26 protein-coding genes are annotated in these 23,234 nt (G+C 71.9%); 25 read left to right on the top strand and 1 reads right to left on the bottom strand.

Annotated features, from left to right (window positions below; all coding sequences use genetic code 11):
• The first annotated feature begins 159 nt into the window (after positions 1–159).
• The 18 genes from J2X26_RS13020 (at position 160) to whiG (ending at position 16,049) form a co-directional block, all read left to right on the top strand.
• Positions 160–1,467, top strand: a complete 1,308-nt coding sequence (locus J2X26_RS13020) for an ammonium transporter (RefSeq protein WP_307492860.1) — start codon at positions 160–162, stop codon at positions 1,465–1,467.
• Positions 1,467–1,808, top strand: a complete 342-nt coding sequence (locus tag J2X26_RS13025; RefSeq protein WP_307492861.1) for a P-II family nitrogen regulator — start codon at positions 1,467–1,469, stop codon at positions 1,806–1,808. The genes J2X26_RS13020 and J2X26_RS13025 overlap by 1 nt, the downstream gene beginning before the upstream one ends.
• Before the next feature lie 22 nt (positions 1,809–1,830).
• Positions 1,831–3,627 carry a [protein-PII] uridylyltransferase gene (locus tag J2X26_RS13030; RefSeq protein WP_307492862.1) on the top strand — a complete coding sequence of 599 codons (1,797 nt, stop codon included), beginning with the start codon at positions 1,831–1,833 and terminating at the stop codon, positions 3,625–3,627.
• Positions 3,628–3,651: 24 nt separating this feature from the next.
• A complete protein-coding gene (gene ffh, locus J2X26_RS13035) occupies positions 3,652–5,244 on the top strand; it encodes a signal recognition particle protein (protein WP_307492863.1) in 1,593 nt (530 codons plus the stop codon).
• 6 nt (positions 5,245–5,250) lie between these two features.
• Complete coding sequence (locus J2X26_RS13040; RefSeq protein ID WP_307492864.1) at positions 5,251–6,354, top strand: amidohydrolase family protein; 1,104 nt, start codon at positions 5,251–5,253, stop codon at positions 6,352–6,354.
• Positions 6,355–6,528: 174 nt separating this feature from the next.
• Positions 6,529–6,954 (top strand): 30S ribosomal protein S16, encoded by a 426-nt coding sequence (gene rpsP / locus J2X26_RS13045; protein WP_055922285.1) that lies wholly within the window; start codon positions 6,529–6,531, stop codon positions 6,952–6,954.
• Positions 6,954–7,193: an RNA-binding protein gene (locus tag J2X26_RS13050; protein WP_055922281.1), complete on the top strand. Its 240-nt coding sequence runs from the start codon at positions 6,954–6,956 to the stop codon at positions 7,191–7,193. The genes rpsP and J2X26_RS13050 overlap by 1 nt, the downstream gene beginning before the upstream one ends.
• 86 nt (positions 7,194–7,279) lie before the next feature.
• Positions 7,280–7,828: a ribosome maturation factor RimM gene (gene rimM, locus J2X26_RS13055; protein WP_307492868.1), complete on the top strand. Its 549-nt coding sequence runs from the start codon at positions 7,280–7,282 to the stop codon at positions 7,826–7,828.
• Positions 7,829–7,830: 2 nt separating this feature from the next.
• On the top strand, positions 7,831–8,601 hold the full coding sequence (gene trmD / locus J2X26_RS13060) for a tRNA (guanosine(37)-N1)-methyltransferase TrmD (protein ID WP_307492869.1): 771 nt from the start codon (positions 7,831–7,833) through the stop codon (positions 8,599–8,601).
• Between the two features lie 238 nt (positions 8,602–8,839).
• Positions 8,840–9,208, top strand: coding sequence for a 50S ribosomal protein L19 (gene rplS / locus J2X26_RS13065; protein WP_307492871.1), 369 nt, complete (start codon positions 8,840–8,842; stop codon positions 9,206–9,208).
• A gap of 197 nt (positions 9,209–9,405) precedes the next feature.
• Positions 9,406–10,251, top strand: coding sequence for a signal peptidase I (gene lepB / locus J2X26_RS13070; protein WP_307492873.1), 846 nt, complete (start codon positions 9,406–9,408; stop codon positions 10,249–10,251).
• The gene (locus J2X26_RS13075; protein WP_307492875.1) at positions 10,248–11,033 is read left to right on the top strand and encodes a ribonuclease HII; all 786 of its coding nucleotides are present in this window, start codon (positions 10,248–10,250) and stop codon (positions 11,031–11,033) included. Before lepB ends, J2X26_RS13075 begins: the two co-directional genes overlap by 4 nt.
• Positions 11,034–11,091: 58 nt before the next feature.
• Positions 11,092–11,415 carry a DUF2469 domain-containing protein gene (locus J2X26_RS13080; RefSeq protein WP_055922267.1) on the top strand — a complete coding sequence of 108 codons (324 nt, stop codon included), beginning with the start codon at positions 11,092–11,094 and terminating at the stop codon, positions 11,413–11,415.
• A 145-nt stretch (positions 11,416–11,560) separates the two neighbouring features.
• A complete protein-coding gene (locus J2X26_RS13085; RefSeq protein ID WP_307492878.1) occupies positions 11,561–11,917 on the top strand; it encodes a YraN family protein in 357 nt (118 codons plus the stop codon).
• Positions 11,918–13,441, top strand: coding sequence for a YifB family Mg chelatase-like AAA ATPase (locus tag J2X26_RS13090; RefSeq protein WP_307492880.1), 1,524 nt, complete (start codon positions 11,918–11,920; stop codon positions 13,439–13,441).
• The gene (gene dprA, locus J2X26_RS13095) at positions 13,438–14,643 is read left to right on the top strand and encodes a DNA-processing protein DprA (protein WP_307492882.1); all 1,206 of its coding nucleotides are present in this window, start codon (positions 13,438–13,440) and stop codon (positions 14,641–14,643) included. Before J2X26_RS13090 ends, dprA begins: the two co-directional genes overlap by 4 nt.
• 198 nt (positions 14,644–14,841) lie before the next feature.
• Positions 14,842–15,090, top strand: coding sequence for a hypothetical protein (locus J2X26_RS13100; RefSeq protein WP_307492883.1), 249 nt, complete (start codon positions 14,842–14,844; stop codon positions 15,088–15,090).
• Between the two features lie 20 nt (positions 15,091–15,110).
• The gene (whiG, locus tag J2X26_RS13105; protein WP_307492884.1) at positions 15,111–16,049 is read left to right on the top strand and encodes an RNA polymerase sigma factor WhiG; all 939 of its coding nucleotides are present in this window, start codon (positions 15,111–15,113) and stop codon (positions 16,047–16,049) included.
• Positions 16,050–16,234: 185 nt separating this feature from the next.
• Here whiG and J2X26_RS13110 read toward each other — a convergent pair whose 3' ends face one another.
• Positions 16,235–16,786, bottom strand: a complete 552-nt coding sequence (locus tag J2X26_RS13110) for a peptidoglycan DD-metalloendopeptidase family protein (protein ID WP_307492886.1) — start codon at positions 16,784–16,786, stop codon at positions 16,235–16,237.
• A gap of 428 nt (positions 16,787–17,214) precedes the next feature.
• Here J2X26_RS13110 and rpsB point away from each other — a divergent pair, with 428 nt between their 5' ends.
• The 7 genes from rpsB (at position 17,215) to J2X26_RS13145 (ending at position 23,200) form a co-directional block, all read left to right on the top strand.
• Positions 17,215–18,240, top strand: a complete 1,026-nt coding sequence (gene rpsB / locus J2X26_RS13115; RefSeq protein WP_307492887.1) for a 30S ribosomal protein S2 — start codon at positions 17,215–17,217, stop codon at positions 18,238–18,240.
• Between the two features lie 109 nt (positions 18,241–18,349).
• Entirely contained in the window at positions 18,350–19,195 is an 846-nt protein-coding gene (gene tsf, locus J2X26_RS13120) for a translation elongation factor Ts (RefSeq protein ID WP_307492888.1), read from the top strand.
• Between the two features lie 84 nt (positions 19,196–19,279).
• The gene (pyrH, locus tag J2X26_RS13125; RefSeq protein WP_055922247.1) at positions 19,280–20,023 is read left to right on the top strand and encodes a UMP kinase; all 744 of its coding nucleotides are present in this window, start codon (positions 19,280–19,282) and stop codon (positions 20,021–20,023) included.
• A 54-nt stretch (positions 20,024–20,077) separates the two neighbouring features.
• A complete protein-coding gene (frr, locus tag J2X26_RS13130; protein WP_307492889.1) occupies positions 20,078–20,635 on the top strand; it encodes a ribosome recycling factor in 558 nt (185 codons plus the stop codon).
• The gene (locus J2X26_RS13135; RefSeq protein ID WP_307492891.1) at positions 20,635–21,477 is read left to right on the top strand and encodes a phosphatidate cytidylyltransferase; all 843 of its coding nucleotides are present in this window, start codon (positions 20,635–20,637) and stop codon (positions 21,475–21,477) included. The genes frr and J2X26_RS13135 overlap by 1 nt, the downstream gene beginning before the upstream one ends.
• 44 nt (positions 21,478–21,521) lie before the next feature.
• Entirely contained in the window at positions 21,522–22,649 is a 1,128-nt protein-coding gene (rlmN, locus tag J2X26_RS13140) for a 23S rRNA (adenine(2503)-C(2))-methyltransferase RlmN (protein ID WP_307492893.1), read from the top strand.
• Positions 22,646–23,200 carry a DivIVA domain-containing protein gene (locus tag J2X26_RS13145; protein ID WP_307492895.1) on the top strand — a complete coding sequence of 185 codons (555 nt, stop codon included), beginning with the start codon at positions 22,646–22,648 and terminating at the stop codon, positions 23,198–23,200. The genes rlmN and J2X26_RS13145 overlap by 4 nt, the downstream gene beginning before the upstream one ends.
• The last annotated feature ends 34 nt before the right edge of the window (positions 23,201–23,234 follow it).

Genomic DNA, 23,234 nt, shown 5'->3' on the forward strand with positions numbered 1-23,234 from the left:
GATCGACCTGGACGTCCGCTCACCACGAAACCGAACGTTTACGTGCGGGTGAGGCTTGTCACACCGACGTAACGTGCTTCGCCCCTGACGGAAACGCCGTTCGTCGACTGTGATCCCCGGACCAGCCACCCCCGGCTGGCGAGTGGAGAGGCGATCTCGATGGAATTCGAGCTGGACAGCGGGAACACGGCGTTTATGCTCACCGCCGCGTCGCTCGTGCTGCTGATGACGCCGGGGCTGGCGTTCTTCTACGGCGGCATGGTGCGCGGCAAGAGCGTGCTCAACATGATGATGATGAGCTTCGGTGCGATCGGCGTCGCCGGGCTCATCTGGGTGCTGTACGGCTACTCGGCCGTCTTCGGCGGAGACCTCGGCGGCGGGTGGCTCGGCAACCCGTTCGAGTTCTTCGGCCTGCAGGGCGCCACCGACGACCAGAGCCTGATGGCCGCGTCGGGTGTGCCGTTCCTGGTGGCTGCGGGCTACCAGGCGACGTTCGCGATCATCACGGTCGCGCTGATCTCCGGTGCTGTGGCCGACCGCATGAAGTTCGGTGCGTGGCTGACGTTCACGGCCGTCTGGGTCACCGTGGTCTACCTGCCGCTCGCCCACTGGGTGTGGGGCGGCGGTCTGCTCAGCGCGACCGGCCTCACCGAAGGGCTGTCGACCCCCATCGACTTCGCCGGTGGAACGGTCGTCCACATCAACGCCGGTACCGCCGGCCTGGTGCTGGCGCTCGTGCTCGGCAAGCGCCGCGGCTTCGGCAAGGAGGCCATGCGGCCGCACAACCTGCCGTTCGTCATGCTCGGTGCCGCGCTCCTGTGGTTCGGCTGGTTCGGCTTCAACGCGGGCTCGGAGTTCGCCGCGGACAGCACGGCCGGTCGCGCCTGGCTCAACACGCTCCTCGCCACGGGCATCGCGATGCTCGCCTGGCTCGCCACGGAGAAGGTGCGTGACGGTCACGCCACGTCGCTCGGTGCCGCCTCCGGCGTCGTCGCGGGCCTCGTCGCCATCACGCCGGCCGCTGCCGCGGTCGACACCTGGGGTGCGATCGGGATCGGCGTCGTCGCGGGTGTGCTCTGCGCCCTCGCCGTCGGCCTGAAGTTCAAGTTCGGCTACGACGACTCGCTCGACGTCGTCGGTGTCCACCTCGTCGGTGGTCTGGTCGGCACGATCCTCATCGGCTTCTTCGCCACCGACACGAACAGCGCCTGGTACCCGGACGGGGCCCAGAACGGTCTGTTCTACGGTGGGGGCGTCACTCAGCTGGCCACGCAGACGATCGTGGCGCTCGCCGCGGTGCTGTTCAGCTTCACGGCGACGTACGTCATCGCGCTCATCCTCAAGGCCACCATCGGTCTGCGGGTGTCCGACGAGGCCGAGGTCGGCGGTATCGACCTGGCTGTCCACGCTGAGACCGCATACGAGACGCTGGGCGTCGGCGCCCGCGTCGTGACGGAGGTGAAGTGATGACAAAGCTCGTGACGGCGGTCATCCAGCCGCACCGGCTGGACGACGTCAAGTCGGCCCTCGAGGCCGCGGGTGTCCGTGGTCTGACCGTGAGCGAGGCCAGCGGCTACGGCCGTCAGCGCGGTCACACCGAGGTCTACCGCGGCGCGGAGTACACGGTCGACCTGGTCCCCAAGGTCAAGATCGACGTGCTCGTGAGCGACGAGGACGCGGCCAGCGTGACCGAGGTCATCGTCAAGGCGGCGCAGACCGGCAAGATCGGCGACGGCAAGGTCTGGGTCGTGCCGGTCGAGGACGTGGCTCGCGTCCGCACCGGTGAGCACGGCGACGACGCCCTCTGATCAGGACGGTCACCAGACACACATGACACAGGAACGGCCGCCCGCGGGGGGCGCGGCCGCGAACGGGTCGCCCGAGGTCCCGCACCCCGCGATCGGGGTGCGGGACCTCCGCTCTGAGCGGCTCGAGCTCGCCGCCGGCCTGACCGGGCCCGGCTCCGACGGCATCGCCCGGCGGGCTGCGATCGTCGAGCTCGTCGTGGGTCGGCTCCGCGAGCAGTGGGAGCTCGCGACCGACGGTGAGGACGTCTCGGGCATCGCGCTCGGGGCCGTCGGCAGCGTCGGGCGCGGCGACGCGAGCCCGGTCAGCGACCTCGACCTGCTGCTCGTGCACGAGGGCCGCGGCCACTCGACCGAGGCGCTCTCGGCGCTCGCGCAGAAGCTCTGGTACCCCATCTGGGACGCGGGCCTCGACCTGGACCACTCGGTCCGCTCGCTCGCGCAGTGCCGTCAGGTCGCGTCGAAGGACCTCCCGGCAGCCGTCGGGCTCCTCGACCTGCAGCCGGTCTCGGGCGACGCCGTCGTCATCGCCCGCGCCAAGTCCGCGCTGCTGGAGGACTGGCGGTCGGCCGCGCGCCGTCGCCTGCCGGAGCTCCTGGCCTCCACGCGTCAGCGCGCCGAGCGCCACGGTGAGCTGGCCTACCTCATCGAGCCGGAGCTCAAGGAGTCGCGCGGCGGCATCCGCGACGCGGTCGTGCTCAGCGCTCTCGCCGCCACCTGGCTCACCGACCGCCCGCACGGCGCGGTCGACATGGCCTACGCCCACCTCCTCGACGTGCGCGACACGGTCCAGGTGGTGACGCGCCGGCACACCAACCGGCTGCTGCTCGCCGACCAGGACGAGGTCGCGGCACTCGTCGGCTTCGACGACCGTGACGACCTGCTGGCGAGCATCGCCGAGGCCGCGCGCGTCATCTCCTACGCGCTCGACACCACCGTGCGCAACGCGCGGCAGGCCCTGCAGCGACCGGCCCGCACGACCATGCTCGTGCGCGGCCGGCGCACGGCCCCGCGGCTGCGGACGATCGCCGAGGACCTGGTCGAGCACGACGGCGAGATCGTGCTCGCCGTCGAGGCGCGACCGGCCGAGGACCCGCTGCTGTCGCTGCGGGCGGCGGCCACGGCCGCCCGGACGGGGCTGAGCCTCTCGCCCGTCACCGTCGCGAGCCTGACGGCCACCCCGCCGCTGCCGACTCCCTGGCCCAAGGCCGCGCGCGGCTACCTGCTGCAACTCCTGGGCTCCGGCCCGGCGCAGGTGCCCATCTGGGAGGCCCTCGACCTGGCGGGCGTCGTGACCACGTGGATCCCCGAGTGGGCGGGCGTGCGCAACCGGCCGCAGCGGTCGGCGATCCACCGGCACACCGTCGACCGTCACCTGGTGGAGACCGTCGCGCGTGCCGGACGCGACAAGCGGGTCGTCGAGCACGGCGACACGCTCCTGCTCGCGGCGCTGCTGCACGACATCGGCAAGCGGGCGGGCGCCGGCGACCACTCGACCGAGGGGGCCCGGCTGGCGGGTCCGATCGTCCTGCGGATGGGGTTCGACGAGCAGGTGGCGGCCGATGTCGTGCGCCTCGTGCGGGAGCACCTGACGCTGGCCGAGCTGGCCACGACGGCAGACCACGACGATCCCGCGACGCTGACCCGGCTGCTCGACGCCGTCGACCACCGCCCGGACCTGCTCTCGCTGCTGCGTGCCCTGACCGAGGCGGACGCCGGCGCGGCCGGCCCGCAGGCGTGGAGCACGTGGCGCGCCACCCTCGTCGACGACCTGACGGCACGGGCCACCCGGGAGCTGGCAGGTACCCTAGGACGTCCGTGAAACCCGAAGCGTGAGGACCCGCAGGTGTTCGCCACCCTGTCCGACCGACTGACGTCGACCTTCAAGAACCTGCGCACCAAGGGGCGGCTGTCCGAGGCGGACATCGACGCCACCGTGCGCGAGATCCGCCGGGCCCTGCTCGACGCCGACGTCGCCGTCCCGGTCGTGCGCTCGTTCACCGGTGCCGTCCGCGAGCGCGCGCTGTCCGCCGAGGTGTCCGGAGCGCTGAACCCGGCGCAGCAGGTCGTCAAGATCGTCAACGAGGAGCTCGTCGCCATCCTCGGTGGCCAGACGCGCACGCTGAACCTCGCCAAGAACCCGCCGACGGTGATCCTGCTCGCGGGTCTGCAGGGTGCGGGCAAGACGACACTCGCCGGCAAGCTCGCGCTGCACCTGAAGGGTCAGGGCCACACGCCGTTGCTCGTCGCGGCGGACCTCCAGCGGCCGAACGCCGTCACGCAGCTCCAGGTGGTGGGGGAGCGCGCGGGCGTGCCCGTGTTCGCCCCGCACCCCGGCAACCAAGGCAGCGAGGACCTCCTGCCGTTCGGCGCGGACCCCGTCGCGGTCGCGCGCGAGGGTCTGGCGACGGCCAAGACGAAGCTGCACGACGTCCTCATCGTCGACACCGCCGGCCGTCTCGGTGTCGACGCCGAGCTCATGCAGCAGGCCTCCGACATCCGCGACGCACTCGACCCGGACGAGATCCTCTTCGTGATCGACGCGATGATCGGCCAGGACGCGGTCACCACCGCGCAGGCGTTCGCGGACGGTGTCGGGTTCACCGGCGTGGTGCTGTCCAAGCTCGACGGTGACGCCCGCGGTGGCGCGGCGCTGTCGGTCGCCAGCGTGACCGGCAAGCCGATCATGTACGCGTCCACCGGTGAGAAGCTCACCGAGTTCGAGGTGTTCCACCCCGACCGCATGGCGTCGCGGATCCTCGACATGGGCGACATCCTCACGCTCATCGAGCAGGCCGAGAAGGCGTTCGACGCCGGCCAGGCCGAGGAGATGGTGGACAAGCTGGCGTCCGGGAAGGACCTCACGCTCGAGGACTTCCTGACGCAGATGCAGCAGCTGCGCAACGCCGGACCGCTGAAGAAGATGATGGGAATGCTGCCCGGCATGGGGCAGATGCGGGAGGCGCTCGACAACTTCGACGAGCGCGAGGTGGACCGCATCGAGGCGATCATCCGCTCGATGACGCCCGCGGAGCGCCGCACGCCGAAGATCATCAACGGCTCGCGCCGCTCGCGCATCGCCGCGGGATCGGGCACCAAGCCCAGCGACGTCAACCAGCTCCTGGAGCGTTTCGACGGCGCGCAGAAGATGATGCGCCAGATGGCCAAGGGCGGCGGCGTGCCCGGCATGCCTCCCGGCATGGGGAACCTGCCCGGCATGGGTGGCAAGAAGTCGCGCGGCCGCTCTGCGGCGCCGGTGCGCAAGGTCAAGGGCAAGTCGGGCAACCCGGCGAAGCGCGCCGAGCAGGAACGCGGCATCACGAGCAAGCCGGCCGCACCGCAGGGCTCGGCGTTCGGGATCGCGCCCAAGGCTGAGCCTGCTGCGCCCACGGAGATCGAGCTCCCCGCCGGTCTGGACCGCTTCCTCGGCGGACGCTGAGCCCTCGTGGTCCTGCACCTGCGCGGCACGATCGTCCTGGACGACGAGCGTGAGGTCGGCGAGGCGTGGGTCGTCGGCGGCCGGATCACGTTCGAGCGCCCGTCGTCCGCGCGGGACGCGCAGGACACGGTGCTCGAGGGCTGGGTCCTGCCCGGGCTGGTCGACGTGCACTGCCACATCGGCCTGGCGTCGGACGGCCCCGTGGACGACGGCACGGCCGAGAAGCAGGCCCTCGCGGACCGCGACTCGGGGGTGCTGCTCGTCCGGGACGCCGGATCACCGGCGGACACCGGGTGGGTGCACGACCGCGACGACCTGCCGCGCCTGATCCGCGCCGGACAGCACCTCGCCCGTCCCAAGCGGTACCTGCGGCACTACGGGCGCGAGCTCGAGTCCGTCGACCAGCTTCCTGCGGCAGTCCGCGAGGAGGCGGCCCGAGGTGACGGCTGGGTCAAGCTCGTCGCGGACTGGATCGACCGCGACCTGGGTGACGAGGGTGACCTGCGCCCGCTGTGGCCCGCGGACGTCCTGGCCGCCGCCGTGGCCGAGGCGCACGCGGCGGGCGCCCGGGTCACCGCCCACACCTTCGCGACGGAGTCTCTCGACGCGCTCCTCGACGCCGGCATCGACTGCCTCGAGCACGCCACGGGTGCGACACCCGACCACATCGACCGGATCGCCGCCGCCGGGATCCCGGTCACCGCGACGCTGCTCCAGATCGGGCAGTTCGAGGCCATCGCCGCTCAGGGTTCGCGCTATCCGGTGTTCGCCGCACGGATGCGCGCGCTGCACGCCCACCGCTACGCACTCGTCCGGGAGTTGCACGAGGCCGGCGTGCCGGTGCTCGTCGGCACGGACGCCGGCGGAACCATCGCCCACGGCAAGATCGCCGACGAGGCCGCGGAGCTGGTCCGCGCCGGCATCCCCGCCCTCGACGTGGTGGCCGCGGCCAGCTGGCGCACCCGTGCGTGGCTCGGCGCCGAGGGCCTCGACGAGGGTGCGTCGGCGGACCTGGTCGTCTTCGGAGCGGACCCGCGGCAGGACATCGAGGCGCTCGCCGCTCCGCGTGCCGTGGTGCTGCGAGGAGAGGTCGTCGCCGGGCGTCGGTGACGTGTGCGACATGGTTGGGACCGACCGTGCACATCTGGCACAATGGTCGGCTGTACCCGGCGTCCGCAGCCCCTCTACCTGCGTTCGTCGTGTCCCCGACCTTCCCGGCGCGCCCACCCCACGGGCAATGCGCGGAGAGGTCACCCACAGCAGACATCAGGAGAAGACCACACCGTGGCCACCAAGATCCGCCTCAAGCGTCTCGGCAAGATCCGCGCTCCGTACTACCGCATCGTCGTCGCCGACTCGCGCACCAAGCGCGACGGCCGCGTGATCGAGGAGATCGGCAAGTACCACCCCACCGAGGAGCCCTCGTTCATCGAGGTCAACTCCGAGCGTGCGCAGTACTGGCTCGGCGTCGGCGCGCAGCCGACCGAGCAGGTCGCCGTGCTCCTCAAGATCACGGGTGACTGGCAGAAGTTCAAGAACCTCCCCGGCCAGGAGGGCACCCTGCGCACCAAGGCCGACAAGGTCGACCCGAAGGCCGCCATCGACGCCGTCGCGCTCGACGCCGAGAAGGCCAAGGCGAAGGCGTCCGAGAAGGCTGCCTCGCAGAAGGCCGCTGCTGCCGAGGCTCCCGCCGAGGACGAGCAGGCCTGATGCTCGCCGACGCTCTCGAGCACCTGGTGCGTGGCATCGTCGACCACCCGGACGACGTCCGCGTGAACGCGTCGACGCTGCGCCGTGGTGACCTCCTCGAGGTGCGCGTGCACCCCGACGACCTCGGCCGCGTCATCGGCCGTGGCGGTCGGACCGCTCGTGCGCTGCGCACCGTCGTCGGCGCGCTCTCGACGGACGGCGCCGTCCGCGTCGACGTCGTGGACGTCGACCGACGCTGAACGATCGCGCAAGGCCCGGTCCCCTAACCTGGGGACCGGGCCTTCGCCATGACCAAACAACCGTGCCCCGATGTGAGGAACCCTTCATGCAGCTGACCGTCGCGCGGATCGGCCGTGCACACGGCCTGCGCGGAGAGGTCGCCCTCGACCTGCGCACCGACAACCCCGAGGACCGGTTCGGCGTCGGCGCGGTGCTCGCCACCGAGCCGGCGGCGCGCGGACCCCTCACCGTGGTGAGCACGCGCACCCAGCAGGACCGCTGGTACGTGACGTTCGCGCAGATCACCGACCGGACGACGGCCGAGGCGATGCGCGGCACCGAGCTGGTGGTCGAGGAGGACACGTCCGACGAGGACGACGCCTGGTACCCGCACGAGCTCGCCGGGCTGCGCGCGGAGCACGTGGACGGTCGGGTGCTCGGCGAGATCATCGGCCTCGAGCACCTGCCGGCCCACGACATGCTGGTCCTGCGAGAGCCCGACGGCGCCCGCACGCTGATCCCGTTCGTCAAGGTCATCGTGCCGGTCGTCGACGTGGCCGGCGGTCGCGTGGTCCTCGACCCGCCCGGTGGGCTGCTCGCCTCCGACGCCGCCAACCTGGTCGTGTCCGAGGAGACCGTCGGGGACGACGACTGACCGTGCGCATCGACGTCGTCTCGATCTTCCCCGAGTACCTCGCACCGCTCGAGCTCTCGCTCGTGGGCAAGGCGCGCACGAGCGGGCTGCTCGACCTGCGCGTGCACGACCTGCGGGACTGGACCTCGGACCGGCACCGGACCGTCGACGACACCCCGTTCGGCGGCGGCGCGGGCATGGTGATGCGCCCCGACGTGTGGGGGACCGCGCTGGACGAGCTGCTCGATGACGACGCCCACCTGCTGGTGCCGACGCCGTCGGGGGAGCCGTTCACGCAGCGCACCGCCGAGGCGCTCGCCGGAGAGCGCCACCTGGTGCTCGCCTGTGGTCGGTACGAGGGGATCGACGCCCGGGTGGCCGAGCACTACCGCGCGCGGGGACGCGTCACCGAGTTCTCCCTCGGCGACTACGTGCTCAACGGCGGCGAGGTGGCTGCGCTGGTCGTGGTCGAGGCTGTCGCGCGCCTGCTGCCCGGCGTCGTCGGCAACCCGGAGTCGCTGGTCGAGGAGTCGCACGGGGCCGCCGGGCTGCTGGAGTACCCCGTCTACACCAAGCCGCCGGCCTGGGCCGGGCTGGAGGTCCCCGAGGTTCTCCTGTCCGGGCACCACGCACGGATCGCCCGGTGGCGCCGGGACACCGCGCTCGAGCGGACGGCGGCCCGTCGGCCCGACCTCATCGAGGCGCTGCCCGTCGATGAGCTGGACAAGCACGACCTCGCCCTGCTCGCGACGCTCGGCTGGCAGCCCGTGGACGGACGTCTCGCGCGAGCGTGACGGCCGCGTGAGGTTCAGCACGCGATTTACCGTGGGTGCGGCCGGTGTGGCAGACTTGCCCGTTGGTGCGCGCAGGTTGCGTCTCTGCCACAGGGGAGACGACTCACGACCACCCGGGCTTTCGGACCCGGACGCACCGGACCATCAGACCAAGGACGCCGGTCCTGCCCTGCACAGGGCGGCCGTGACGCCCTCGACGACGTTCCTGACCTGTGGCAGGGCGGGGAAGTGACATCACATGCACACGCTGGACCAGGTCGACGCAGCATCGCTGCGGTCCGACATCCCGGAGTTCCGCGCCGGCGACACGCTCAAGGTCAACGTCAAGGTCGTCGAGGGCAACCGCTCTCGCATCCAGGCGTTCCAGGGTGTCGTCATCGGTCGCCAGGGTGACGGCATCCGCGAGACGTTCACCGTCCGCAAGGTCAGCTTCCAGGTCGGCGTCGAGCGCACGTTCCCCGTGCACTCCCCGAGCCTGGAGTCGATCGAGGTCGTGACGCGCGGTGACGTGCGCCGCGCGAAGCTGTACTACCTGCGCAAGCTCCGTGGCAAGAAGGCCAAGATCAAGGAGAAGCGCGACTTCACCCCCGCCGCGAAGAAGGCCTGAGCCTCCTCGCACAGCTGTCCCGACGGGCGGTCACCGATTCCGGTGGCCGCCCGTCGGCGTCCCCGGGAGGCCCACGTGCTGGTCAGAGGCGTGGCGGTCACAGCGTCGGGTCACGGCGACGATGACCCGGTCACGACGCGCGATCTCGGGGGCTGGTCGTGTGCGCGTCCGGGCCTGGCGCGTGCGAGAGTGTGCGAGTGATCGACCGACCTCCCCGCGACCTCGACGAAGACTCGTCGCCCACGTCGTGGCCGGGCCAGGAGTCGCCCGACGGAGCCGGTGCCGGGCCCCGGATGCCGGACGTGACCGTGCCTGACGACGACCAGTCCGCGCACCACTCGGCCACCCGCCGGCACGCCGCCGGCCGCCGCCCGAGCGGCGCAGGGTCCCTGCTGCGTGAGACGGCGATCATCCTCGTCAGCGCGATCGTCCTCTCGCTGCTGGTCAAGACGTTCCTGGTGCAGGCGTTCTTCATCCCGAGCCAGTCGATGCACGACACGCTCATCGAGCACGACCGGATCCTGGTCAGCAAGCTCACACCCGGCCCGTTCGACCTGCGCCGCGGTGACATCGTCGTGTTCAAGGACCCCGGCGGCTGGCTCCCGTCCGACGCCGCCCCGGACCCGGGTCCGGTGCGGGGTGCGATCAACTCTGCCCTCACGTTCATCGGGCTCTACCCGGCCGACGCCAACGAGCACCTGGTGAAGCGCCTCATCGGGCTTCCCGGCGACCACGTCTCCGCCGTGGCTGGTGGGCCCGTGGTGGTCAACGGCGAGCCGCTCGACGAGCCGTACCTGGCGGCGGGGGTGCAGCCCAGCGACATCGCGTTCGACATCACGGTGCCCCCGAACAGCATCTGGGTGATGGGTGACAACCGGTCCCACTCGTCGGACTCGCGCTACAACCAGGGCAACCCCGGCGGCGGGTCGGTGCCCATCGACAACGTCGTCGGCATGGCGTTCGTGACGGTGTGGCCCATCGAGCGCATGGGACTGCTCCGCAACCCGACCAGCACGTTCGCGGACGTGCCCGACCAGCCGTGACCCTGCTCGCCGCACCGAGGGCGACCGCGCCGCGCGTCGCACCGCACCTGCGCCACGAACGGGTGCTCCTGCGGGACGGTGCACGGCTCCTGGCCGGCATGGACGAGGTGGGTCGAGGCTCGCTCGCGGGTCCGGTCAGCGTCGGTGTCGTCGTCGTGGACGTCACGACGAAGTCCGCGCCGAAGGGCGTCGCCGACTCCAAGCTGCTCGCACCCGCGGCGCGCACCCGCCTGCTGCCCGCCCTCGGTCGCTGGGGGCTCGCCCGTGCCGTCGGGCACGCGAGCGCTGCGGAGATCGACGAGGTCGGCATCATCGCGGCCCTACGCCTCGCGGGTACGCGCGCCCTGGCTGCCGTCGCCGCGACCGTCGGACCCGTCGACGTCGTGCTGCTGGACGGGTCGCACGACTGGCTCAGCCGCCCAGCACAGGCCGATCTCTTCACGGTCGACGACGACCCCGCCGTGCCCGCGCCGCGCGTGCACATGCGCGTCAAGGCGGACCGGACGTGCGCCTCCGTCGCGGCGGCGAGCGTCCTCGCCAAGTGCGAGCGGGACGCGATGATGGTCGACCTGGCCGCGGAGCACCCCGCCTACCGCTGGGACGAGAACAAGGGGTACGCGTCGCCCGAGCACATGGCGGCGCTGCGCGAGCTCGGTCCGAGCGTGCTGCATCGCCGCTCCTGGCGGCTGCCGGGGACGGGCGAGGTGCTGGTGGTCGACGAGGACGACATCGTCGACGAGGTACTCCTCGAGCAGGCGACTGCTCTCGACGGGGTGGTCTGACCGTTCGCTCTCGTGGCGTCGCGCGGCCCCGGCTGCACGCATGGGGGATGATGTCCCGGTGAGCGCGGAGGACCTGGAGAACTACGAGACCGACATGGAGCTCGCGCTGTACCGCGAGTACCGCGATGTCGTGGGGCTCTTCTCCTACGTCGTGGAGACCGAGCGGCGGTTCTACCTCGCCAACCAGGTGGACCTGCAGGTCCGTTCGGCGGCCGGCGAGGTCTACTTCGAGCTGACGCTCGCCGACGCATGGGTGTGGGACGTCTACCGCTCCGCCCGGTTCGTGAAGTCCGTGCGCGTCGTGACGTTCAAGGACGTGAACGTCGAGGAGCTGGCGAAGGCAGAGCTCGACCTGGGCGGCAGCGCAGGCTTCGCCCGCTGACGGCTCGAGCCCGGCAGGCCTCGGCGCAGCGCGGTTCGTGTCGAGCCGCCCACAGCCCGCACAGACGTGACGGCGTCCACGAGGACGTCCGCTGTGGTCCCTCTCACCGCACCCCGCTGGCAGCGTCGTGCCCGGAGGTGGTCCGGTGCGCGCGAAGGACGCAGTGGGGCGGTACGGGGAGGACGTGGCAGAAGCCCATGTCCGGGACCGCGGATGGGACGTCCTGGACCGGAACTGGCGGACCCGGGACGGTGAGCTCGACCTCGTGGCGCTCGACGGCGACGAGCTGGTCGTCGTCGAGGTCAAGACGCGTCGGTCGGTCGCGTACGGGCATCCCGCCGAGGCGGTGACCGCCCGCAAGCTCGCACGCGTGCGCCGGCTTGCGGCGCAGTGGCTCGCCGCGCACGACGTGCACCCGCGGTCGGTGCGGGTCGACGTGATCGCGGTGCTGCTGCCCGCCCGGGGCGCTGCACAGGTGGACCACCTCGTGGGGGTGCTCTAGATGGTCCTCGGCCGGACGCTCGGGGTCGCGCTCGTGGGGCTGACCGGGCACGTGGTCGACGTGGAGGCGCACCTGGCGCCCTCGCTGCCGGCGTTCACGCTCGTGGGGCTCCCGGACGCCTCCTTGGCCGAGTCGCGTGACCGGGTGCGGGCCGCGGTGACGTCGTCCGGGCTCGCGTGGCCCAACCGGCGCATCACCGTGAACCTCTCGCCGGCCACGCTGCCGAAGTCCGGCTCGGGCTTCGACCTGGCGATCGCCGTCGCGACGCTGGCAGGTGCCGAGGCCATCGACTCGGCCGCGCCGCGCGGTGTCGTCCACCTCGGTGAGCTGGGCCTCGACGGCCGGCTCCGCCCCGTGCGCGGGGTGCTGCCCGCCGTCGCGGCCGCCGTCGCCGCAGGGTGGTGCCGGGTGGTCGTCGCGGAGGCCAACGCGGCGGAGGCGCGGCTCGTGCCCGGTGCCCAGGTCGTGGGAGCGACGAGCCTGGCCGAGGTCGCAGCGGGCTACGGGGCGACCGTCGACGTGCCCGAGGTCGCGCCGGTGGCCCCGGAGGCCGTGCCGCGCACTCCCGGGGTCTCGGCGCTGGACCTGGCGGACGTCGTGGGTCAGGACGACGCCCGGGCGTGCCTCGAGGTGGCCGCCGCGGGTGGGCACCACCTGCTGATGGTCGGGCCGCCCGGCACCGGCAAGACGATGCTCGCGGCCCGCCTGCCGGGCCTGCTGCCCGACCTGTCCGAGGCCGACGCCGTCGAGGTCACCGCGGTCCACTCGGTGGCGGGCGCGTTCGACCCCGGCGACGGCCTGCTCCGTCGTCCGCCGTTCGAGGACCCGCACCACACGGCGACACCGGCGAGCGTCGTGGGTGGCGGGTCGGGCGTCCCGCGACCGGGGGCGGCCTCGCGGGCGCACCGCGGCGTCCTGTTCCTCGACGAGGCACCGGAGTTCTCGACGGCCGTGCTGCAGACGCTGCGGCAGCCGCTGGAGCACGGTGAGCTCGTGCTGCACCGGGCCGCGGGGACGGCCCGGTACCCGGCCCGCTTCCAGCTGGTCCTCGCCGCGAACCCGTGCCCGTGCGGTCAGGCGGTCGGGAAGGGGCTCGCGTGCACGTGCCGCAGCGAGCAGCGGCGCCGGTACTTCGGCAAGCTGTCGGGGCCGCTGCTGGACCGGGTGGACCTCCAGGTCGAGCTGAGCCCGGCGCGGGCGGGCGGCGGCGCGGGGGAGTCGTCGGCCGTCGTGGCTGCGCGGGTGCTCGACGCACGTGCCGCGCAGGCGCTCCGGCTCGTGGGGACGCCGTGGCGCACCAACGGTGACGTCCCGGGCAGCTGGCTGCGGGAGCGGCTGGGGCCCGATCGCAGTCTCGTCGCGGACCTGGACCGCGCGCTCGATCGCGGCACCCTGAGCCTGCGCGGGGTCGATCGGGTGCTCCGGGTCGCGTGGACGTTGGCCGACCTGGCCGGGCGGGCGGCGCCGGTGCGCGCCGACGTGGGGCGCGCTCTCCTGCTGCGGACGCGGGGGAACGGCGCATGAGCGGCGACGGCGCCGAGATGCTGGCACGCGCGACGTGGAGCGCCCTGGTGGAGCCGGGCGACGTCGTCGCCGGGACGGTCGTGGACCTGCTGGGTGCCGTGGGAGCCCTTGAGTGGGTCCGGGCGGCTGTCCGGAGCGGGCCTGACCTCGCCGGGCTCGAGGAACGCCATGGTCCGCTCGACGACGCCGACCGGAGGCGTGTCGCCAAGGCAGTCGCGCGGTGGGCCGTCCGGTTGCCCGACTGTGACGCTCGCCGTGACCTCGAGCACCTCGACCGACTGGGCGGCACGCTGCTGGTGCCGGGAGATGCTCGATGGCCGTCCGCGCTCGACGATCTCGGGTCCGAGGCGCCGTTCTGTGTGTGGGTCCGTGGCGAGCCGGATCTCGGAGCCGTGCTCGCGCCGTCGGTTGCCGTCGTCGGGTCGCGGGCGGCGACGTCCTACGGGGAGCGCGTCGCGTTCGACCTCGCCGACGGACTGACGGCAGAGGGCCTGTGCGTGGTCTCGGGCGGCGCCTACGGCATCGACGCGGCGGCGCACCGCGGGGCCGTCGCGCGCGGCGGGCGGACGCTCGTGGTCCTCGCGGGCGGGGTCGACCGCGCCTATCCGGCGGGGAACGCGCGACTGCTGGAGGCGGTCGTGGGGGCCGGGGGAGCGCTCGTGTCGGAGGTGCCACCGGGCAGCCTGCCCACCAAGAGCCGATTCCTGCAGCGGAACCGGCTGATCGCCGCGGCCGGTCGGGCCACGGTGGTGGTCGAGGCCGCGTGGCGTTCGGGCGCGATGAGCACCGCGCACCATGCGGCCCGGCTCTTGCGACCCGTCGGGGCCGTGCCGGGTCCGGTGACCTCGATGGCCTCGGCCGGCTGTCACCGGCTGCTGCGGGAGGGCGTCGCGGTGTGCGTCACCGATGCGGCCGAGGTGCGAGAGCTCGCAGGAGTCATCGGCTCCGGGCTGGAGGCCGCGGCGGACGCAGCCCGCTCGGCCGACGGTCGGGCTGCCCGGCACCAGGACTCGCTCGACCCGGTGTCGTCGCGCGTCCTCGACGCCCTCTCACGTCGCGTGCCCACGGACGTCGACCGGGTCGCGAGCCTCGCCGGTGTCACCGTCGCCGAGGCGCGCGGTGTCGTGGGCCTCCTCGAGCTCTCCGGGTGGGTGGTCCGCCGGGGTACCGGCTGGGTCGCGGTGAGAATCGCCACATCATGACCGCGCGCCCGTGTCCAGAAGGCGCGCCGGAAGGGCTCAGGGATGAGTTGGGGTGAGGGGATGCGCGGGTGAAAAACTCGCGCAATCGGGCCATTGTTCGTCGGCGAATCGGACATTGTGCCGGGATTCGCCCAGCGTTAGGCCGGGTAGGTGAAAGTGCTGCTTGTGACCTGCTGTGTTTCAGGTCACCGTACTCACATGAACACCACCGAGATCGAGACGAGGACGCCCGGTCGGGCGCTCCTGCAGTCGGAGTTCTCGGTGCGCGGGGGCGTCCGGCGGGGAATGTCGACATGCACGAACCGTGCATATCTCGGCGATCTGTTCCTGCTTCTCGAGGATGGCTTCCGGCACGGTGACGCGAGCCTCGCCACGACGCAGCGTTCCATCCACGTTTCCGCCGAGCGCGTCCGCTCGACGTTTCAGCACGTGCACCCCGAGGCATGACGAAGACAATGGAGTCGACGATGACGACGCAGCTGGACGCCGCCTTCCCGGTGCACACCCGTCTGACCAGCACGGCGCCCGAGGGCGTCATCCCGCAGCCCCGGTCGGCCGAGGTGGACGTGCTGGCACCCGCGTCGGTCCCGATCACGCGCGGTGTGCCTGCCCCCCGGACCCCGGTGGCGCCGAGCCGTTCGGTCGAGGAGGTCGAGGCCCTGTGGGAGGACTACAAGGCGGCGCCGTCGGCACGTGCTCGTGAGGGCCTGATCCTCCACTACGCCCCGCTCGTGTCGGCCGTCGCCGGCCGTGTCGGGATGCGCCTGCCGAGCACCGTCGAGCAGGCCGACCTCGTCTCCTACGGGATGTTCGGCCTGATCGACGCCATCGAGAAGTACCAGACGGACCGCTCGGTGAAGTTCGAGTCCTACGCCTCGTCCCGCATCCGCGGCGCGATCATCGACGAGCTGCGCGCGATGGACTGGGTCCCGCGCTCGGTCCGCACGAAGGCCCGCTCCGTCGACCGCGCGTACGCCGAGCTCGAGGCCAAGCTGCACCGCACCCCGACCGAGGACGAGGTCGCCCAGCACCTCGAGATGCCCGTCGAGGACCTGCGCGCGATCTACTCGCAGCTCTCGACCGTGAACGTCGCGGCGCTCGACGAGCTGCTCGGCGGCGGCGACGACCGCCCCGGCGGCGTCTCGCTCGGCGACACGCTCGGCGACGAGCGCACGCTCGACCCCGCCAGCTCGATCGAGGCAGCGGAGACCAAGTTCCTCCTGGCCCGCGCGATCGAGTGCCTCGGTGAGCGCGAGCGCATCGTCGTCGTCCTCTACTACTACGAGGGCATGACGCTCGCCGAGATCGGTCGCGTCCTCGGTGTCACCGAGTCGCGCATCTCGCAGATGCACACCGCAGCGATGGTCCGGCTCCGCACTCGCCTGGTCGAGGCCGAGCGCGCCTGACCGATCCGGCCCGGCCGGGCGCCGACCCGACGCTGGGCCCGATGTCGGGCTGACGTCGTCCGGGTGCGACCGTTCGATTCTGCCTGACCGCGGCCAACGCGGACCGATGCCGGGCCGCCTCGTCTGACCCTGCCCCGAGCTTCGCGACATGCTCGGAGCGCTGCCTGCGGCGGGTCCGACCGAGCTCACCCCGCGGTGTCGAGGGGGAGCAGGACCGCCGGTCCCGCACCGGCGAGCAGGCCGAGCGGGTCGACGTAGTCGTCCCCGACGCGCACGCCCCAGTGCAGGCACGCGCTCGGCGCGCAGTGGGAGCCCTCGGCGACGAGCGTGCCGAGGCGCGCGCCCGCCGTGACGAGGGTGCCGATCCCGACGGCAGGCACCAGCGGTTCGACGCTCGAGCGGCGCCCCTCGACGTCGGTCACGGTCACGACGGGTCGACCGCCGACGGCGCCGGCATAGGTCACCACACCGTCGACCGGGGAGACGACCTCGGTGCCGGGTGCAGATCGCAGGTCGATCCCGCGGTGGCCGGCGGCCCAGCGCGCAGGCGGTGGCTCGAACGCGCGCACCACGTCCGCCGACCCCGCCAGCGGCAGTCGGTAGGTCCCGGCAGGTGACGGGGAGCCGGGTGGACCGGCGGATCCAGCCGGTCCGGCAGCGACGACCATCAGGCTGAGCAGCACCACGACGGTGCCCAGCGCGGTGACGAGGCGAGCGGTGCGGGTTCCTCGAGTCATGCCGTGATGGTGGGCGGAGCCGAAGGTGGTGGTGGGCGGCCTGGGCAGCTCTGTGGACGACCCTGCCGAACACCGGGCTGTGGTCGGGTCGCCGCGGGAGACGCGGGTGTGGGCGTGCGAACGGTCGGCCGCGGTCGGAGCAGGGGCGGCGATCGGCTAGACTTCGAGTGCGACCGGTCCGTACCGGTCGACTTCGCGCGTCATCCACCCGATCACCGGACCTTCGGCCCAGCGCCGGCGAGCTCCAGGACGGGGTCGATCTCCGCAGCGGTCCGAGCATCTGCCCACGTGGCAGGTACCGGAGCGGACGACGACATGACGCCAGGGGCGCCGGCCAGCTGGTCGGAGCCGACAACCGAGATGCGGGCCCGCACGGATGGGTCCGCCTTGACGCGTGCACCTCGCGGTGCGCGCCGGAAGGACGTGCCATGGCCGTCGTGACCATGCGCCAGCTGCTCGAGAGCGGTGTCCACTTCGGACACCAGACCCGCCGCTGGAACCCCAAGATGAAGCGCTTCATCTTCACCGAGCGCAACGGCATCTACATCGTCGACCTGCAGCAGTCGCTGTCGTACATCGACAACGCCTACGACTTCGTGAGCCAGACCGTCGCGCACGGCGGCACCATTCTCTTCGTCGGCACCAAGAAGCAGGCGCAGGAGCCGGTCGCGGACCAGGCCGCCCGCGTCGGCATGCCGTACGTCAACCAGCGCTGGCTCGGTGGCATGCTCACCAACTTCAGCACGGTGCACAAGCGTCTCCAGCGCCTCAAGGAGCTCGAGCAGATCGACTTCGACGACGTGGCGGGCTCGAACCTCACGAAGAAGGAGCTGCTCGTCCTGCGCCGCGAGAAGGACAAGCTGGCCAAGACGCTCGGTGGCATCCGTGACATGGCCAAGGTTCCCTCGGCCGTCTGGATCGTCGACACGAACAAGGAGCACCTCGCGGTCAACGAGGCGCGCAAGCTCGGCATCCCGGTCGTCGCGATCCTGGACACCAACTGCGACCCCGACGTCGTCGACTACCCGATCCCGGGCAACGACGACGCGATCCGCGCCGTCCAGCTGCTGACCCGCGTCATCGCCGACGCCGCTGCCGACGGTCTGCTCAAGCGTCACTCGGGTCGCACCGCGGCCGCCGAGGGCGCCCCGGCCGACGCCGAGCCGCTCGCCGAGTGGGAGCGCGAGCTGCTCGCCGGCGCCGAGGCCGACCTGGCCGGTGCCGAGGTCGCGGCCGACGCGACCGAGGCCGTCGCCGAGGCGAAGACCGAGATCGCCGAGGAGGTCGCAGCCGACGAGGCCGCCACCGAGACCGTTGCCGAGGAGGTCGTCGCCGAGGCCGTTGCCGAGGAGGTCGTCGCCGAGGCTGCGGCCGAGGAGGTCGTCGCCGAGGAGGCCGCGACCGAGGTTGCCGCCGACGAGGCTGTCGCCGAGGGCGACGCCGACTCCAAGTGATCCTGCCGGTGCCGGCGGCCCCTCGACGGGGCCGTCGGCACCGCGGCACGTCACCGGACCGTTGAGGTCCCGCATCAACGTCACGACACACGAGGAACGGACACGACTGATGGCGAACTACTCGCTCGCAGACATCAAGGCGCTGCGCGAGAAGACCGGTGCCGGAATGATGGACGTCAAGAAGGCGCTCGAGGAGGCTGAGGGCGACACCGACAAGGCGCTCGAGCTCATTCGCGTCAAGGGCCTCAAGGGCGTCGGCAAGCGCGAGGGCCGCTCGGCCTCGGACGGCCTCGTCGCCGCCCACGTCGCCCCGACGGCCGACGGCGAGGGCCAGACGGGCGTGCTCGTCGAGATCAACTCGGAGACCGACTTCGTCGCGAAGAGCCCGAACTTCGTGGCCCTGGCCGCCCGCGTCCTCGCGGCCGCGGTCGACTCCCCGGCCCGCGACGCGGACGCGCTGCTGGCCACCGAGGTCGACGGCACGAGCGTCCAGACGATCGTCGACGAGACCGCTGCCACCCTGGGTGAGCGCGTGGTCGTGCGCCGCCTGGCCCGCGTGGCCGGCGAGCACGTCGAGGTCTACCTGCACAAGGTCAGCAAGGACCTGCCCCCGCAGGTCGGCGTGCTGGTCGCCACCGACGCCGCAGGCGCCGGCGTGGCCCGGGACATCGCGACGCACATCGCGGCGTTCTCGCCCACGTACCTCACGCGCGAGGAGGTCTCGGCCGACGTCGTCGCGAACGAGCGCCACATCGCCGAGGAGACGGCCCGCAACGAGGGCAAGCCCGAGGCTGCTCTGCCGAAGATCATCGAGGGCCGCCTGAACGGCTTCTTCAAGGAGAACGTGCTGCTCGAGCAGGCGTTCGCCAAGGACAACAAGAAGACGGTCGCGCAGGTCCTCGCCGAGGCCGGCGGCACGCTGACGGGCTTCGTCCGTTACCGCGTGGGAGCCTGACCTCAGGTGATCGACGGTGGCCCCGGCCCTGCGGGGTCGGGGCCACCGTCGCAACCAGCCCGATCCAACTCTCGTGGAGGCACCGTGACCCTGGACCCCGAGTCGACCCGCGGAGCGGTGCCGGACCGGCGCGTCCTGCTCAAGCTGTCCGGCGAGACGTTCGGTGGCGGTGACGTGGGCCTCGCGGCGGACGTCGTCCAGCGCGTCGCCGCCGAGATCGCCGTCGCGGTCCGGGCCGGAGTGCAGGTCGCGATCGTCGTCGGCGGCGGCAACTTCTTCCGTGGCGCCGAGCTCTCGCAGCGCGGCCTGGACCGGGCGCGTGCCGACTACATGGGCATGCTCGGCACGGTCATGAACTGCCTGGCGCTCCAGGACTTCCTCGAGCAGGCCGGCGTGAGCACCCGCGTGCAGACGGCGATCGCGATGGGCCAGGTGGCGGAGCCCTACATCCCGCTGCGCGCCATCCGGCACCTGGAGAAGGGCCGCGTCGTCATCTTCGGCGCCGGCGCCGGCATGCCGTACTTCTCGACGGACACCGTGAGCGTGCAGCGCGCCCTCGAGACGCACTGCCACGAGGTCCTCATGGGCAAGAACGGTGTCGACGGGGTGTACTCCGCGGACCCGCGCACCAACCCGGACGCCGTGAAGCTGGACCACCTGACGTACACGGACGCACTCGTCAACGACCTGGGCGTGATGGACGGCTCGGCGCTCAGCCTCTGCCGTGACAACGACGTGCGGATGCGCGTCTTCGGGCTCGAGGAGGCCGGCAACGTCACGCGGGCGCTCCGGGGTGAGAAGATCGGCACGCTGATCACAGCCAGCTGAACGGCCTGTCCGCACGACCCTGCAGGAACACGACCCACGCACGAAGGAGCTCCGGTGATCGACGAGACCCTCTTCGAGGCTGAAGAGAAGATGGACAAGGCCGTCGAGGTCGCCAAGGAGGACTTCTCGACGATCCGTACCGGTCGGGCCAACGCCGCGATGTTCTCCAAGGTGTTCGTCGACTACTACGGCAGCCCGACGCCCCTGCAGCAGCTGGCGTCGTTCAACGTCACCGAGGCGCGCACGATCCTGGTCTCGCCGTTCGACAAGTCGTCGACCGCCGCGATCGAGAAGGCGCTGCGCGAATCCGACCTGGGCGTGAACCCGACGAACGACGGCAACGTCATCCGCATCGTCCTGCCCGCCCTCACGCAGGAGCGCCGCAAGGACTTCGTCAAGCTCGCCAAGAGCAAGGCGGAGGACGCCCGCGTGTCGGTGCGCAACGTCCGGCGCCGGGCCAAGGAGGAGCTGGACCGCATCGTCAAGGACGGTGAGGCCGGCGAGGACGAGGTCGGTCGTGCGGAGAAGGAGCTCGAGTCCTTGACGAAGAAGCACGTGGACCTCATCGACCACCTGCTCGCGTCCAAGGAGAACGAGCTCCTCGAGGTCTGATGAGCCAGACTGCCATCGCCGCCACCCGGACCCCTCGCCCCGGTCGTGACCTTCCGGTCGCGATCGTCGTCGGCGTCGCCATGCTCGTCGCGGTGGTCGCGTCGCTGTTCATCCGCAAGGAAGCCTTCGCGGTCGTCGCCGTCCTGGCGGTGAGTGCGGGGCTCTGGGAGCTGGCGCAGGCGTTCACGCGCCGCAACATCCACCTGCCGCTCCTCCCGCTGCTGGTCGGCTCGATCGGCATCCTCGTGTCCGCCTACACGGCGGGCCCGGAGGCGCTGTTCGTCGCGTTCATGCTGACCGTCGGCGGTGTCGTCGTCTGGCGCGTGCTCGACGGGAGCGGCCAGCCGGCTCTGCGGGATGCGACCGCGGGTGCGTTCGCTGCGGCGTACCTGCCGTTCCTCGGCGGGTTCGTGATGATGATGCTCGCCGAGCCTGACGGCGCGGCCCGCGTGATGCTCTTCATCCTCCTGTGCGTCGCCAGCGACGTCGGTGGCTACACCGTGGGCGTCCTGCTCGGCAGGCATCCCCTCGCCCCGTCGGTGAGCCCGAAGAAGACCTGGGAGGGTCTCGCCGGCTCGCTGGTCCTCGCGTGCGTCGTGGGCGTGGTGGGTGTGCAGCTCGCGTTCGACGGGGAGCCGCTCGTCGGCGTCATCCTCGGCCTGGCCACCGTCGTGACCGCCACGCTCGGGGATCTCGCCGAGTCGATGCTCAAGCGTGACCTCGAGCTCAAGGACATGGGCCGGCTGGTGCCGGGCCACGGCGGCCTGCTGGACCGGCTCGACTCGCTCGTCCTGACCGCCCCCGCCGTGTACGTGGTCCTCACGGTGTTCCAGCCCGCCTGACCCTGCTTCTCATGGCAGCCCGACCCGAGAGGGGGTATACGGCCATGACCGGTACACCCGTGCGCCTCGACCTGTCCTCGCCCAGCCGGGGACCTCGGGGCAAGCCGCCCAAGCACTTCGTCGACCTCACGCCCGAGCAGCGGATCGAGGCCGTCACCGAGCTCGGTGAGAAGCCGTTCCGCGCCAAGCAGCTGGCGACGCACTACTTCACGCACCTCACCAACGACCCGGCCCTGATGACCGACCTGCCGAAGGCGACGCGGGACAAGCTGGTCGAGGGGCTCTTCCCGCAGCTGCTCACGGCGCACCGCACGCAGACGGCGGACAAGGGCACGACGGTCAAGACGCTGTGGCACCTGTTCGACGGCGCCAAGGTCGAGTCCGTCCTCATGCGGTACGCCAACCGCACCACGCTCTGCGTCTCCAGCCAGGCGGGCTGCGGGCTCGCGTGCTCGTTCTGCGCGACGGGCCAGCTCGGCCTGACGCGGAACCTGTCCACGGCGGAGATCGTCGAGCAGGTCCGCGCCGCCGCGCGCTCGCTGGCCGACGGTGAGGTGCCGGGCGGGCCGACCCGCCTGAGCAACGTCGTCTTCATGGGCATGGGTGAGCCGCTCGCCAACTACAAGTCCGTGATGGAGACGGTCCGGCGCCTGGTGGCCCCCGCGCCCGACGGCCTCGGCATGTCCGCGCGGAACGTCACGGTCTCGACCGTCGGGATGGTGCCGGCGATGGACCGCCTCGCCAAGGAGGGCATCCCGGTGACCCTCGCGCTGTCCCTGCACGCACCGGACGACGAGCTGCGCAGCGAGCTGGTCCCGGTGAACACGCGGTGGAGCGTCGACGAGGCGCTCGACTCCGCACACCGCTACTTCGAGGTCACCGGCCGGCGCGTCTCCATCGAGTACGCGCTCATCCGGGACATCAACGACCACGCCTGGCGCGCGGACCTCCTCGGGGAGAAGCTCAACGCCCGGGGCCGCGGCTGGGTGCACTGCAACCCGATCCCGCTGAACCCGACGCCGGGCTCGAAGTGGACCGCGAGCGATCCCCGGGTCGAGCAGGAGTTCGTGGCACGCTTGCGTGCGCACGGGATCCCGACGACGATCCGGGACACCCGCGGAAGTGAGATCGACGGCGCCTGCGGACAGCTGGCAGCGGAGGAGGACGAGTGAGTGACGGGATGTTCCGGACCGTCTCAGGTCTGAAGCAGGGATACGACCCGGACGAGGTCGACGACTTCTTCTCCCACGCACGAGCCGTCTACGAGCAGGGCCCCGCCGCCGCGCTGGCCAGCAAGGACGTCCGCAGCGTCGCGTTCGACATGGTGCGGGGCGGGTACGTCACCGCCGCGGTCGACGCGGCGCTCGACCGGTTGGAGGCCGCGTTCGTGGCCCGGTCCCGCGCGGAGTTCGTCGCGACGCAGGGCCAGCAGGGGTGGATGGATCACCTCAGCGAGCAGGCCCGCACGCTCTACGGCCGCCTGGGTCGCCCCGACGGGGACCGGTTCGCCGCTCCGCACGGTCGACAGCAGGGCTACGAGCCGGCCGACGTCGACGAGCTGTGCCAGCGCCTCGTCGCCTACTTCGACAAGGGCACCCCGCTGTCCGCCGCCGAGGTCCGGTCCGCGACGTTCCGCCGCCGCAAGGGTCACAACGCGTACGCCGAGGGGCCCGTCGACGCCTTCCTGTCCCGCGCGGTCGAGGTGCTCCTCGGCGTCGAGTAGGGACAGACGGCACGACGGCCGCGCTCCCACCTGG

The organism is Cellulomonas humilata (assembly GCF_030814415.1).
Lineage (GTDB): Bacteria > Actinomycetota > Actinomycetes > Actinomycetales > Cellulomonadaceae > Cellulomonas > Cellulomonas humilata_A.

Bases quoted from the DNA above. Each gene is read 5' to 3' on its own strand.
- J2X26_RS13020 (WP_307492860.1), top strand. From the start codon at position 160: ATGGAATTCGAGCTGGACAGCGGGAACACGGCGTTTATGCTCACCGCC.
- dprA (WP_307492882.1), top strand. From the start codon at position 13,438: ATGAGCGGCGACGGCGCCGAGATGCTGGCACGCGCGACGTGGAGCGCC.
- J2X26_RS13135 (WP_307492891.1), top strand. From the start codon at position 20,635: ATGAGCCAGACTGCCATCGCCGCCACCCGGACCCCTCGCCCCGGTCGT.
- rimM (WP_307492868.1), top strand. From the start codon at position 7,280: ATGCAGCTGACCGTCGCGCGGATCGGCCGTGCACACGGCCTGCGCGGA.
- J2X26_RS13050 (WP_055922281.1), top strand. From the start codon at position 6,954: ATGCTCGCCGACGCTCTCGAGCACCTGGTGCGTGGCATCGTCGACCAC.
- rpsB (WP_307492887.1), top strand. From the start codon at position 17,215: ATGGCCGTCGTGACCATGCGCCAGCTGCTCGAGAGCGGTGTCCACTTC.
- tsf (WP_307492888.1), top strand. From the start codon at position 18,350: ATGGCGAACTACTCGCTCGCAGACATCAAGGCGCTGCGCGAGAAGACC.
- J2X26_RS13110 (WP_307492886.1), bottom strand. From the start codon at position 16,786: ATGACTCGAGGAACCCGCACCGCTCGCCTCGTCACCGCGCTGGGCACC.
- J2X26_RS13025 (WP_307492861.1), top strand. From the start codon at position 1,467: ATGACAAAGCTCGTGACGGCGGTCATCCAGCCGCACCGGCTGGACGAC.
- J2X26_RS13090 (WP_307492880.1), top strand. From the start codon at position 11,918: ATGGTCCTCGGCCGGACGCTCGGGGTCGCGCTCGTGGGGCTGACCGGG.
- J2X26_RS13030 (WP_307492862.1), top strand. From the start codon at position 1,831: ATGACACAGGAACGGCCGCCCGCGGGGGGCGCGGCCGCGAACGGGTCG.
- rplS (WP_307492871.1), top strand. From the start codon at position 8,840: ATGCACACGCTGGACCAGGTCGACGCAGCATCGCTGCGGTCCGACATC.
- J2X26_RS13100 (WP_307492883.1), top strand. From the start codon at position 14,842: ATGAACACCACCGAGATCGAGACGAGGACGCCCGGTCGGGCGCTCCTG.
- whiG (WP_307492884.1), top strand. From the start codon at position 15,111: ATGACGACGCAGCTGGACGCCGCCTTCCCGGTGCACACCCGTCTGACC.
- rlmN (WP_307492893.1), top strand. From the start codon at position 21,522: ATGACCGGTACACCCGTGCGCCTCGACCTGTCCTCGCCCAGCCGGGGA.